The following is a 12978-nucleotide window of genomic DNA, read 5'->3' on the forward strand; positions in this document are numbered from 1 at the left end:
ACCCCGGACCGGGAAGTCGGGATGGCTGGCCGGGCAGATCCTCGACGCCCCCGGCGCAGCGCTGGTCGCGTCGACCCGCGGCGATCTCTACGAGCTGACCGCCGGAGTTCGGGCGGCACGTGGGCCGGTGTGGGTGTTCAACGCCGTCGGCCTCGCCGGGCTCCCGTCCACGGTCACGTTCGACCCGGTCTCGGGCTGCGGTGATCCGGTGACGGCGGGGGAGCGGGCCACGGACATGCTCGCCGCCACCACCCGCGCCAGCAGCTCGGGGGATCGGGAGTTCTGGGACGCCCAAGGCCGCCGCGTCCTCGCCGCGCTCCTGCACGCCGCCGCCCTGGGCGATAAGTCGATGCGTGACGTCCTGGGCTGGCTCGCCGACCCGGGTGCGGCCTCCCGCGAGGTGACGGTGCTGCTGCGGCGCAGCCCGGAGCCGGCGTTCGAGCTGGACCTGGGCCAGTTCCTGGGCACGAACGACCGCACCCGATCGTCGATCACCTCGACGGTCATGCCCGCGCTCGGGTGGCTGACCAGCCCGGCCGCGAGCGCCGCCGCCGGTCTGGGCGATGCGGTGCCCTGGGCCCGGGCGTTGGATGTCGAGGAGCTCCTGCGCACGAACGGCACCGTCTATCTGTTGGGTGGGGAGGAGGCGCAGGTCGCTCCGCTGGTGTGCGCGTTGACCGGGCACATCGCCCGCCAGGCCCGCCGCACCGCCGCCACCCGCCCAGGCGGGCGGCTCGACCCGCCGCTACGCCTGGCCCTCGACGAGGCGGCACTGATCTGCCCGGTGCCGTTGGAGTCGTGGACGGCGGACATGGGTGGGCGTGGGGTGAACATCATCTGCGCGTTCCAGTCCCGCGCGCAGCTCCTCGCCCGCTACGGCACCCATGACGCGGCGACGATCCTGAACAACTCGGGCTCGATCATGGTGTTCGGCGGCACCCGCGACCGGGACGATCTCCAGTTCTGGTCCACCCTCACCGGCGAACGCGACGAACCCGCCGACACCGTCGACCCGGCCCGGCACACGACGGCGCGGGCGACGCGCAAGACGGCGGTGCTCTCGCCGGCGCAGATCGCGAACCTCCCGGCCGGGCGAGTGCTGGTGATCCGGCGGGGGATCGCGCCGGTGATCGGGCGGGCGCAGATGATCTGGCAACGCCCCGAGCGGCGCCGGGCCGCGTTCGCCGCCGACCACCCGGGCCTCGCCGAGCGCCTCGAGCGCTGGGCCGCCTGGTGGCAGGCGCTCTCTGCACGCATCGCGCGACGCCTGCGGCGCCGACACGTCCTGGTCCGCCCGATCCGCGGCGTGCTGACCGCGGAGCCGCACACCGCGAGGTCGCAGCGGCCCTCTCTGGTCGTCGTCGACGCACTCCCACTCGAGACCGACGAGGGAGACCAACGCCCGACCGGGTGACCACCTCGGCTGTCCCACTCCTTGCCCGCTGGCCGGACCCGCTCGAACGGGGTGGGTCTGGCCCGGGCTCCATGAACGACTCCAGGAGTTCACGCATGACCACGAACAACCCGCCGCCAGCGAACCCGGTCGAGAGTGACTGGGCGGGGCCGGTGGCCGGGCTGGCGCGCCTGGTCGATGGGCTGCGCCGCGACGTCGACCCCCTCGCTGCGTTGCCACGGCGGGTGGAGGAGCTGGCCGAGGTCCTGGCCCGGCTCTCGGAGACCGTCGCCGCGATCGCCACCCGCCGCAACACCGGCCCTGCACCGACCTGGCTACTCGCCCCGGAGAACCCTCAGGACACCGCGACGCTGCTCGACGAGCTGTCGGCGTGGATGCCCGCGATCTACCTCCGCTATCCCGACGCCGCAGCGGTGTTGCCGGATTGCTGGCTCTGGCACCCCGACGTTGTCGAAGAACTGATCTGGTTGATGTACGCCTGGTCGGGCGCCTACCAAGGCCCCGCCCCGTCGGTCGCACTCGTCGGCGACTGGCACGACCGCCAACGCCCCGGTGTCGTGCGCCGCATCCGCCAGACCGTCGGGTCGTGCTCGCGTGAGCGGCACCGCGACCGACCCGGCCGCCCACCCCTGCACGCCGGGCGCCCCGACCTCCCGGGCTCCGACCAGCTCCACGAGATCGCCGCCTGGTGGGCCACCGGCCGCGACACCACCCCGCCCGAACCCGCCCCGCTGGCCGCGGAAGGAGCCTGGACATGACCGCCACCGACCACCAGCGCGCGAACACCACACCGAGCTGGCTGTGCGAACGCGATATCGAGGCCGTCGCCGAGTTCCTCGACCCCTGGATCACCGCCGCCACCGCAGCCCCGGACTACATCGACGTTCCCCTGCTCGGGACCGAGGAGTGGGCCGAGGCCGGCACCGAGCTGAGGCTCGCAGCAGTGGCGGTGTTCGTGATCGGCTGCCTGGTCGAGCGCGACCCGATCGTCATCGCCGGTCGTCTGGCCGCGGAGGTCGCCGTTCTGCGGACGTCGCGGATGGCCGCTGCCCGTCAGACCTCGCACGCGATCTCTGCTGCCGGGGACTGGTCCGCGCTCGCGCGCCGGCTGATCCAGCGCGGCGGCGACGGCCAGCGACGGCGGCCCCGATGACCGCCGACACCGGCTCGGGCAGTCGGTGGGTGTTGTGGCTGCCCGGCCTCGTCGTCGCGCTCGGTGCCGCGGCGGCTACGGCGCACGGTCTCTACGAGGTCGCGGTTGCTGCGCGGGTTCCGGCGTCGATCGCCTGGATCTATCCGCTGATCACCGACGGGCTCGCCGTGGTCGCCTACACCGCCACCGCCCGCCTGAGCGGATCGGCGCGCGGCTACGCCTGGGCCGTCGTGGTCCTGTCCGCTGGCCTGTCCGGGCTCGCGCAGGCGGTGTTCCTTGCGAGTGACGTCGACGCGGCCACTGCGGCGAGTCTGGCGGTGCCCGGCTCACTGAGGTTCGGGATCGGGGCGTGGCCGGCCATCGCGGCCGCGCTCGCCGCACACCTGCTCCACCTCCTGGCCGCCGAGGGTCCCGCCACCGAAAGTGAGCGTTCAGCCGTTCAATCGGTCCAGCTGCATTCAAGCGTCGACGTTGAAACCGTTCAACAGCAGCCGTTCAGTCGTTCAGAGCGTTCAAACGGCCGTTCAGTGGGGTGTTCAGAGGCCCTAACCGCGCCCCTCGCGGCCGTCGAGGGCGAGCGTGAGCCCGGGGTGGCGTGCAACGGCAGTGACGGGGTGGTCACTCCGTTCATGGGACGGATTGAACGCCCCTCTGCGAGGGGCGGGGAGGCGCCAGCGCGCGACCGCGCGCTGGCCGCCGCGGCCCGCCTCATAGCCCGCACCGGGGGGCTGCCGACGGTCTCGGAGGTCGAGACCGAGGCAGGTGTGTCCCGCGGCACCGCCGCGTCGGTGCTCAAGGCGCTGCGCGACGACAAGCCGACGCAGCGCGAGCTACGTGCGGCCGACCCGAACGCCGCAACCGCCACAACCGGTGATCTCAACAACCGCGATAAGGACACCCGGCGATGACCAGCACAGCTCTCCAGCACCGACCCAGCACTCACCTCACCAACGACACGACAGCGACCACTCAGCACTTCAGCAAGACCGACAAAGCCACCGAAACAGACCCAACAGCTACAAGATCAAAGCCATCACACCTAGGCATCACGATCCGAAGGGGCCGGGCGGCCTCCGGCCGCCACGGGGACCGACCGACTGTTGTTGATCTCCGCCGTTCGCTGCCCGCCCGGGCGTACGGCGGTGGGTCATGCTGACCATTGCCGTCGGCTACAGCCCGGACTACCTGTTGAAGGAGGTCGCGACCGGGCGGGAGAACTACTACACCGGCGCCGTCATCGAAGGTGAGCCTCCGGGCCGCTGGTGGGGTGCCGGGGCGGAGTCGCTGGGCCTGTCCGGGCTGGTCGACGCCCAGGACATGACCGGTCTCTACGAGCGGTTCCTCGACCCGCGCGCCGAGGGGTTCACCGACAGGTCCCGCTGGGGCGAGCTCCCGACCCTCGGGCACACCGGCCGCCGGTACCTGTCCGAGGACGAGCTGTACGCGACGGCTCTTGAACGCGAGTTGAACGCCAGCCCTGAACGCCGCGTTGAACTTCGTACAGAAGCGGGCAAGGCCGCCCGCCGCAACGTGGCCTTCCTGGATGTCACGTTCAGCGTTCAGAAGTCGGTCACGCTCCTGCACACCGCGTTCGAGGCCGAACAGGTCAAAGCCGCCGCGGCCGGCGACGAGCCGACCGCTGCCGCGTGGGGCGAGTTCAAGACCGCGGTCGAGGACGCGATCTGGGCAGGCAACAACGCCGCCCTCACCTACCTGTCGGACAAGGCCGGGTACTCCCGGGTCGGTCACCACGGGGGAGTGGCGGGCCGGTTCGTCGACGCGCACGACTGGACGGTGGCGTCGTTCTTCCAGCACGACTCACGCGATCACGACCCGCAGCTCCACATCCACAACGCCGTCCTTAACCGCGTCCAGGGCCCCGACGGGGCGTGGCGGACCGTCGACTCCCGCGCGATGCACAAGTGGCGCGCCGCCGCCGGAGCGGTCGCCGAGCGCACCACCGAGGAACGCCTCTCCCACTCACTAGGGATGGCGTTCGCGACACGCCCGGATGGCAAGGCCCGCGAAGTGGTCGGTGTCAGCTCGGAGGCGATGGCGCTGATCTCGTCGCGGCGTCGGGCGGTGACCGCGAAGGCAGCCGAGCTGATCGAAGCGTTCGAGACCCAGTTCGGCCGGACTCCGAACGGGCTCGAGCGTGACCGGCTGTCGAGACAGGCGACGTTTGCGACGCGGCGGGCGAAGTCCCACGACGGCCAGACCCGCGAACAACTCCTCTCCAGGGTCGACGCCCAGCTGCGTTCCGAGGTGGCCGGCGGTCTCGCCGGGGTCGCGCAGGCAGCGCTCGCTGCGCGGGAGGGTCGGCCGGCGCCGCAGGAGTGGTCGCTTCAAGCGGTGATCGAGACCGCGCTCGCCGACGTCCAACAGCGCAAGGCCGGCTGGACCCGTTCCGACCTCACCCGTGCGATCAACGCCGCCCTGCCGGACTACCTCGGGACCCCGGACGGCGTCGACGTCGCTCGGCTCTTGGACGAGCTCGCCGACGAGGCCCTCCGCTACGCAACGCCTCTCGACACTGCCCGCCCCGCCGAAGATGCCCTCCCGGCTGAGCTGCGACTGGACGACGGCGAGTCCGTCTACCAAGCCCCGGGCGGGCGGCTCTACGCCACACCCGAGCACGTCCGCACCGAACGCATCCTGCTCGCCGCCGCCGGCGACACCTCCGGGGTCGCGGTGCATCCGCTGCAGGCACAGCGCTTCCTCGACGCGCTCCGCGAGTCCGGCATCGAGCTCGGCGTCGACCAGGCCGCCGCCGTCCACGGCATCCTCACCTCCGGCGCCCGCGTCGAGACCCTCATCGGACCGGCAGGGACGGGCAAGTCATTCGTCGTCGGCGCGCTAGCGAAGGCGTGGACCGAACCCTCGCACGCCCCGGAGGGAGTGGAACGGCGGGTGTTCGGGCTCGCGACCTCGCAGATCGCCACCGAGGTCCTGGTCGCTGAAGGGCTGACCGCGCGCAATGTCGCTGCGTGGCTGGCCATCCAGAACCGGCTCGACGCGTCCGCCTTCGACCAGAGCGCCGGTGACCAGCCGTGGCGGCTGCGCGCCGGGGACCTGGTCGTGGTCGACGAGTCGGCGATGACCGACACCCCGGCCCTGGCCGCGATCCACCGTCGCGTCGAGGCCGCGGGGGCGAAGCTGCTGCTCGTCGGCGACCATCGCCAACTCGCCGCGGTCGGCGCCGGCGGCGGGATGGATCTGATCGCCGGCACTGGCGCCCGCTACGAGCTCGCCGACGCCCGCCGCTTCACCGACGCATGGGAACGGGGGGCGTCGCTACGCCTGCGAGCCGGGGACGAGAACGTCCTGCGCGACTACTTCCAGCACGGTCGGTTGCTGGACTCCGGCGCCGTTGAGCAGGCCGAGACCAGCGGCTGCCGGGCTTGGCTGGCCGACACCCTCGCCGGCAAACGCTCGCTGCTGCTCGTCGACACCAACGACCAGGCCGCACGCCTGTCCGCGGCGCTGCGCGCCGAGCTGGTCCGGCTCGGGCGAGTCGCCGAGGACGGGGTATCACTCGGGTCGCATGGCACCTATGCCGGGGTCGGGGACCTGGTCCAGGCTCGCGCGAACGGCTGGAACCTCGCCGGGGTGGAGGGCAATCGTCGCGGCCCGATCAACCGCGAGACCTACCGCGTCACCGCCACCCGCCCCGACGGCGCCGTCGAGGTCACCACCGACGCGGGGGAGCGAATCGTACTTCTCGCTGGCTACGTCGCGGACCACCTGGCGCTCGCCTACGCCTCGACCGTCCACGCCGCGCAGGGCACCACGGTCGACACGAGCCACACCGTCGTCACCCCGCGGACCGGGCACGAGGCGTTCTACGTCGGGATGTCTCGCGGCCGCGCGCGCAACACCGCCCACATCACTACCGTCACCGGCCCGGACGATCCGGCCCGCGGCCGCGACGACCAGACGCTCCATCGTGATCCGGTCGCCGCAGTAGCGGCGATCCTCGACCCGGACGCGCCAGTCGCCGCGGCGTCAGCGCTGGCCACGGCCACTCGCTCAGTCGACGAGACCACCTCGGTGCGCACACCGGCCGAGTTGTTCGCCGACGCCGCCCAGCTCGCCGCGACCCATCGCACCGCGGTCTGGCTCGACGAGCTCACCGCCGACGGCACCCTCACCCTGCACAACCGGCGACGGATCGCCGCCGAGGACGGCGCCGCCTCCCTCACCCGTGTCCTGCGCAGCGCCGAGATCGCCGGCTACGACCCCCGCCAGGTCCTCCACGCCGCGATCGCCGACCGCTCCCTCGACGGAGCCCGCAACACCACCAACGTGATCTACCACCGCATCAGCGACCGACACCGCTTCGACCCCGACGGCAGCACCTGGGCCGCCTGGACACCCCGAGTCGACGATCCGGACTGGCAGCGCTACCTCGACCAGCTCGCCGACGCCGCCGACCAACGCACTGTCGAGCTGGGCCGGGCCGCCGCCGACGACCCGGCGACGTGGGCCCTGGCTGCGTTCGGACCGATCCCGAACGAGCCCAACGCACGCGCGGACTGGATCAACGACGTCGGCGTTGTCGCCGCCTACCGTGAGCTCCGCGACCACCACAGCGACACAGAAGCCCTCGGGCCGGCACCGCAGCCGGGCCAGGTCGAGCAGTTCGCCGCATACCAGGCAGCTTGGCGAGCGCTCGGCAGGCCGGATGTCGATCGCGAAGAGCGCGAACTCTCCGACGGCCAGCTGCGGATGCGGGCCCGCGCCGCTGAACGTGAGGTCCCGTGGGCGCCGCGCTACGTCGGCAACGAGCTCGCCGCAACCCGCCAGGCCGGCGAGTACCACCGGCAGACCGCGGCGTTGTGCCTGGCGGACGCGGACGCTGCCGTCGACGCGCTGATGGGCGAGAGCCTCCGACTAGAAGCAGAGAACTCGCTGGCATTGGCAAGCGCCCTCGATCAGCGGATCGAGCAGCTCGAGGGGCTCGACGCCGTCAGGTCCCGTTGGCTCGCCCACACCGCAGCCACCCGCGCCGCCGGTGAGCGGGCTCAGGCGGAGCTCGCCCTCCGCCATGCCGACGACGCCGAGCCCGAGCCGCAGATCACGGCCGAGGAATGGCTCACCGCACACCGCGAGCACCAGGTGATCGAGGACGCACACCGTGACGTCACGGCGGACTACGAGCTCCGCGAGGAAGAGCTGACAGTGTCGGCCAGGCCAGCCGATGTCCGCGAGGTTGCGGCCGAGGAAGCGCCCCAGATCCGCGAGGACGCCGTCCGTGTCCCGTCCGCCGACGAGACAGCCGCAGCGCTCGCCCGCGCACATCGAGCGCTGGCCGAGATCGATGCCCGCGACGCATACGATGCCCAGCACGAACCGGCCGACCGAGCTGCCGAGCTCAACGCGTGGCATGCGGAAGACCTGACGACGGACGACTCCCGCGACGAGGCGCTCGACTACACCTGATCCCGGTGCGACGATGCGTTGGAGCGGTCGAGGCGTGGCGCCGGACCATTGTGGCGCCACGCCCAGCCCAACGCCGCAACGACTGCCTCGACGTAGCCCGGCCGGCCGCGCACAAGGGGCGACGTGGTGTCCTCGGCGAGGATCACGGCTGCGATGTACTCGGCCTCGATGAGCTCCTCGATCGCCGACGACGTCCTACCGGTGATCGGCGCGACGGGCAGCCGTCGCTGCCCGCGGGACTCGTATGTCGCGCCGGCCAGCCACCGGCATGTGCGTGTCACCCCGCCGGCGAACCAATCCGTCACACCAGCCTCCGCGGCAGTGGTGGCCTGATCCTCCGCCGCAGCCCAGACGGCGCCGAACTCCGCTACCAGTACTCGGAGATTCTCCCGGCGGATCCGGCGCAGGTCGTGCTCGACCACCAACACGATTCGAGGGTCGCACGTCGCCCCGACAAGTGGGGTGGCCGCACGTCCAGCCTCCGTCCGAGAGGGTTCGACGCCCGTCGGGTGAGTACACAGAGCCGCCAAGGCCGCCGCTCGCGGGATACGTCCGGCGTCGAGGGCGCGGGTCCAGCCTGGCCGGCGAGGTGACGATTGGAGAACCTGTCGACGGTGATGGTGAGTACGCGGCACCCCAGGCGCTCGAGAATCGCAGTTCGCCTCGCTGTGCCAGTGGCACGGTCATTTGAGGGCGCTGAGCAAGTCAGTCAGCGCAGCCTTCTCGGTTGCCGGGACCGGGCTTGTGGAGCGGAGCTTCCGCAGCACCGTGTCGATCTTCCCGTCGGTCACCGTCCAGGCGGTGGCGTCGCGGGGCTTGAGCTGGGCCTCGCCGTGGTCCCACGACGCCTCGAGAGCGTCGACGCGGGTGGTGGCGCCGGCTTGGTCGCCGCGGTTGAGCAGGTCCAGCGTGTCCTGGGTGATGGTCCGGAAGGACGACAGGTCGCCCAGAGGGCCTGCTGCCGCGGTGCCTGGCGTACCCGCGGTGGCGGGGCCGGTAACCATCACCGGTACTGGTGAGGTGTCCTGGAGCGAGCTGGTGCGCAGGATGTACCCGGTTCCGCCCGCGGCGAGGAGGACGGCCAGCACGACTGTGGTCTGCATCAGGCCACCGGAGGCCTGCTCGTCGGCCGGCGGGTGGTCGGCGGGGATCACGTCTGACTTCGACCACGCCAGGTAGACGACGATCGCGATGATCGCGACGAAGAAGGCAACGCTGGTCAGCGTGGCGCCCAGCCCGAGGCCACCGTCAGCGGCCGGCTGCGAGAGCATGTCGCCGATGGACGCGCCGAGCGGGCGTGTGAGCACGTAGACGATCCAGAACGCCAGCACCGGGTGCAGGCCCGCCTTCCGGGCGATCGCGGCGAGCAGGATCAACCCGGCAACGATCGATCCGGTGACCAGGTAGCCGAGCCCGAGGACCTCGGCCATGAGATCGCCGGTCGCGGTTCCGAGCGCGAAGGTGAACAGGACTGTGAGCCAGTAGAACGCCTCACGGCGGGTGGTGTTGATCGAGTGGACCGACAGGGTGCCCTCGGTGCGGTACCACCCGACGAACGTCACCGCGAGCAGCGCACCGAAGATCACGGTACTCGCCTCGAGCGGCACGCCGAGGTTGTCGGTCAGGTTGTCGGTGAGCAGCGTGCCGAAGATGCTGACCAGCGTGACGGCGAGCCAGTAGCGGACGGCGACGTATCGGTCGGCCCGGAACTGGAGGAACAGCACCACGACGAGTAGCAGCCCGGTGACGAAGGACGTCCCCGTGAGCCCGAGGTTGAGGCTGACGTTGAGGAAGTCCGCGGCCGTCTCGCCGACGGTCGTGCACAGGACCTTGACGATCCAGAACCAGATGGTGATCTCGGGGACTTTGATGAGGAGCCTGCGGCTCCGCATTGCGTGGGACGTCGTCATCTGAGAGTTCCTCGATCGCGGTAGGGGATGAGCCGCATTTGCCACGACGCCATTGGAGTCGGTCGCGTCGGCAGGACTCTGGGAACTCGGTGGTGAGCGTCGGCCCAGGCGAACGTTCGAGGAAAGCAAGCATGTCGTCGTGGAGACCGACGCTTACTTGTTGCCGACTCGGCGACGCTCGGTACGGGCTGTTGCACCCACAACGTGTGTCCCACGACGTGGACGGCTCCACGGCGGGAGGCAAGCATTAGGTCAACGTTTCGCCAGCAATCGGCTGCGACCGTCACGTTCGGCCAGAGTCCGTCCGAGGATCAGGCGTGAGTACTTTCGGAGTCAGGGGTCGGCTGTGAGTGGGCTCGGGTGGGTCGAAGCGATCGTCGTCGGCGCGCTGCAGGGCGTCGCGGAGCTGTTCCCCGTGTCGAGCCTCGGCCACAGCATCCTGCTGCCCGCGGTACTGGGCGGGTCGTGGGCGCGAAATCTCGACGTCAGCGCACCCGAGTCGCCGTACCTGGCCTTCATCGTCGGTCTGCACGTCGCGACCGCGATCGCATTGATCATCTACTTCCGCAAGGACTGGGTCCGCATCGTCAAGGGGCTGGTCACGAGCATCGCCCGTCGTGAGGTGACCACGCCCGACCAGCGGCTCGCGTGGCTACTGGTCCTCGCCACCATCCCGGTCGGAATCGCCGGCCTCGCGCTGGAGCACACGTTCCGCACCGTCTTCAGCAAGCCGGTCCCGACGGCGATCTTCCTGGTCCTCAACGGCATCCTGCTGCTAGTCGGCGAGCGGCTGCTCGCCCGGGCGGCTGCGCGTGAACGCGCCATGGCAGCCGCCGGCGGGAGCGCCGCCGAGACGACAACGGTGCTGCCCACCGACGACTCGGTCGTCGTCGACCGCAGGATCGCCCGGATGGGTTTCGGGCGTGCAGTCGCGATCGGCGCGGCCCAGATCGCGGCCCTGCTGCCCGGGGTCAGCCGGTCGGGCAGCGCGATGGTCGCGGGCCTGTCGCTGGGGCTGAACCGAAGCGACGCCGCCCGCTTCTCGTTCCTGCTGGCCACGCCGGTCATCCTCGCGGCGGGCGTGCTGAAGCTCGGCGACCTCGTCGGGCCACTGGGCGACGGCATCCGACCCCAGATTCTGGTCGGGAGCCTGTTGTCTGGGATCGGCGCCTACCTGTCGGTGCGCTTCCTCACGAGGTACTTCGAGAACAGGTCGTTGCGTCCCTTCGGGATCTACTGCATCGCCGCCGGTGTCGCGTGCCTGATCTGGTTCAGCGTGCGCTGATCCGGCGCCTCGGCTGGACGGTGTCCCGGGTGTGCTCCCCGCACCCGGGACATACATTGTTCAGCCGCCGTCGGACTCGCCCGCGTACACCCACGCCGCGTACACCTCCAGCGCCCGTTCGCACACCTCCAGCGTTCGGCGCACGCCGGGCGACCCGCCGCCCCGAGGACATCACGGTCCTTGATCTTGGCGAACCGGTTGGCCGCTTGATGAGGTCCTCGTCGTTCTCCTCGAGCTCCGCGTAGGTGAAGTGGTCCGCCTTGTACTCCTTGCGCAGCTCGGCGATGAAGCCGTGGCAATTGTCGAGGCTGTCCTCGTACTCGTCGTCGCGCGCGGCGAGGAACGCGCGGCCCCACCTGCGATGACCGAGGTCAGCAGCGAGGCAGTCCCGGACATCTCGAGAATCTCTACGCAGAAGCCGCAAGGGCGCGCTCGGCGGCGGGGCCTTCGGGCAGGGCCGCGACGGAGTTTTGGACGTAGATCGCACCGAGGCCCTTCAGGCGTCGCCAGACGGTGGCGCGCAGCCGGGTGGGCTCGGACGGCACTCGATAGATCAGGACGAGCCAGCCGGGGTTGTTGGGGGACGTGTCGGTGGTGCTGCCCTCAGCCTCGGTCACCCGGACAGTCTCCCGGGCGCGCGACAGCGCTGCCGCGTGCCCGGAAACCTGCTGAGGCCAGGTGGGCTCCGAACCGCTCATCCCGTGCCGGCGCGTCGTTTCCGGGAGGCGCGCCAGAGGCTGAGCGGCAGGAGAACGGCGACGGCGACCGGGAGCAGCCACCAGCTCGGCACCCCCGCCGCCCCGACTCCCCAGGTCAGCGCGAGCGCGAGGACCACCCCGACGGCGACCTGCCAGTCGTCGCCGACGATGAAGTCGTACCAGAACATCAGGAACGAGCGGATTCGCGTGAGCGCGGTGTTCTCGCTGGTCACGACGTCGCCTCCCGGACCGGCGCGGGCTCGACGGCTCGGTGGCGCATGGTGACCGCGAGACCGACGGAGAACAGCGCCACGGCCGGGACGATGACGAGTAGCGCGGCGTCCGCGCCGGGCCACACCGCCCCGGCTCCCTCTGCGCCCCAGAAGATCCCGAACGAGGTGAGCATGATGCCGACGACGAACTTCATCGTGTTTTCCGGGACCCGGGCCAGCGGCGCGCGGACGGCGACCCCCGCCGCGGCCACGGCGACGACGGCGACGACGGCCGCGAGCGCGGCGAGGGGGATGTCGCCCTGGTTGCCGCCGAAGGTCAGGGCGATGAAGGCGACCTCGAGACCCTCGAGGACGACGCCCTTGAACGACAGAGTGAACGCGTACCAGTCGGGGACCAGGGTGCGCCGCTGTGCCGGCGCCTCGCGCGCGGCCCGCAGTTCCTCCCGGAAGATCGCGTCCTCGTCGTGGAGGGCCTTGAGCCCACTCGCGCGCAGGATCGCCTTGCGGAGCCACTGCAGGCCGAACACGAGCAACAGACCGCCGACGGCGAGGCGGAGGACGTCGAGCGGGATGGCCGCGACCGCAGGTCCGAGGACGGCCACGACCGCAGCGAGCACGACGAGCCCTGCCGCGACGCCGCTGATCGCCGACCGCCAGCCGCGGCTGGCGCCGGCCGCGAGCACGATCGTCAGCGCCTCTACTGCCTCTACCAGGCAGGCCAGGAACACTGCCAGGAACAACGCGCCGCTACTCATGGACACCTCCGGGATGGGCGAGAGCCGTGCTGGGCGGTCATCTATCAACACTTCAATAGCGGCTACTTGTGCGCAAATGACGTTCGAC

Annotated in this window: 12 protein-coding genes; 6 read left to right on the plus strand and 6 right to left on the minus strand. The window is 71.0% G+C overall.

Going from position 1 to position 12978, the window contains the following annotated elements; all coding sequences use genetic code 11:
* The 5 genes from TOK_RS19340 to mobF all read left to right on the plus strand — a co-directional run.
* Window positions 1-1414, plus strand: a 1414-nt coding sequence (locus TOK_RS19340; protein WP_253258495.1) for a type IV secretory system conjugative DNA transfer family protein, incomplete at its 5' end; no start/stop codon positions are given.
* A 95-nt stretch (window positions 1415-1509) separates the two neighbouring features.
* Window positions 1510-2172, plus strand: coding sequence for a hypothetical protein (locus TOK_RS19345; RefSeq protein WP_098959408.1), 663 nt, complete (start codon window positions 1510-1512; stop codon window positions 2170-2172).
* Window positions 2169-2567 carry a hypothetical protein gene (locus TOK_RS19350; RefSeq protein ID WP_098959409.1) on the plus strand — a complete coding sequence of 133 codons (399 nt, stop codon included), beginning with the start codon at window positions 2169-2171 and terminating at the stop codon, window positions 2565-2567. Before TOK_RS19345 ends, TOK_RS19350 begins: the two co-directional genes overlap by 4 nt.
* A complete protein-coding gene (locus tag TOK_RS19355; protein WP_253258496.1) occupies window positions 2564-3475 on the plus strand; it encodes a hypothetical protein in 912 nt (303 codons plus the stop codon). The genes TOK_RS19350 and TOK_RS19355 overlap by 4 nt, the downstream gene beginning before the upstream one ends.
* A 241-nt stretch (window positions 3476-3716) precedes the next feature.
* Window positions 3717-8009, plus strand: coding sequence for a MobF family relaxase (mobF, locus tag TOK_RS19360; protein WP_098959410.1), 4293 nt, complete (start codon window positions 3717-3719; stop codon window positions 8007-8009).
* Here the strand turns inward: mobF and TOK_RS19365 are convergent.
* Window positions 8000-8437, minus strand: a complete 438-nt coding sequence (locus TOK_RS19365) for a hypothetical protein (RefSeq protein ID WP_098959411.1) — start codon at window positions 8435-8437, stop codon at window positions 8000-8002. The two genes, mobF and TOK_RS19365, sit on opposite strands and share 10 nt — an antisense overlap.
* A 255-nt stretch (window positions 8438-8692) precedes the next feature.
* Window positions 8693-9919, minus strand: a complete 1227-nt coding sequence (locus TOK_RS19370; protein WP_098959412.1) for a hypothetical protein — start codon at window positions 9917-9919, stop codon at window positions 8693-8695.
* A gap of 346 nt (window positions 9920-10265) precedes the next feature.
* On the opposite strand from TOK_RS19370, the gene TOK_RS19375 reads away from it, so the two are divergent.
* On the plus strand, window positions 10266-11204 hold the full coding sequence (locus TOK_RS19375; protein WP_098959413.1) for an undecaprenyl-diphosphate phosphatase: 939 nt from the start codon (window positions 10266-10268) through the stop codon (window positions 11202-11204).
* Here TOK_RS19375 and TOK_RS35415 read toward each other — a convergent pair.
* From TOK_RS35415 to TOK_RS19390, 4 genes are all read right to left on the minus strand, one after another.
* The gene (locus TOK_RS35415; RefSeq protein ID WP_374754909.1) at window positions 11191-11691 is read right to left on the minus strand and encodes a Chromate resistance protein ChrB; all 501 of its coding nucleotides are present in this window, start codon (window positions 11689-11691) and stop codon (window positions 11191-11193) included. The two genes, TOK_RS19375 and TOK_RS35415, sit on opposite strands and share 14 nt — an antisense overlap.
* The gene (locus TOK_RS33430) at window positions 11612-11821 is read right to left on the minus strand and encodes a Chromate resistance protein ChrB (RefSeq protein ID WP_216362019.1); all 210 of its coding nucleotides are present in this window, start codon (window positions 11819-11821) and stop codon (window positions 11612-11614) included. Before TOK_RS33430 ends, TOK_RS35415 begins: the two co-directional genes overlap by 80 nt.
* A gap of 77 nt (window positions 11822-11898) precedes the next feature.
* Window positions 11899-12135, minus strand: a complete 237-nt coding sequence (locus TOK_RS19385; RefSeq protein WP_216362020.1) for a hypothetical protein — start codon at window positions 12133-12135, stop codon at window positions 11899-11901.
* On the minus strand, window positions 12132-12890 hold the full coding sequence (locus tag TOK_RS19390) for a COG4280 domain-containing protein (RefSeq protein WP_098959414.1): 759 nt from the start codon (window positions 12888-12890) through the stop codon (window positions 12132-12134). Before TOK_RS19390 ends, TOK_RS19385 begins: the two co-directional genes overlap by 4 nt.
* Window positions 12891-12978 lie beyond the last annotated feature (88 nt).

This window comes from Pseudonocardia sp. N23, from assembly GCF_002583555.1.
GTDB lineage: Bacteria > Actinomycetota > Actinomycetes > Mycobacteriales > Pseudonocardiaceae > Pseudonocardia.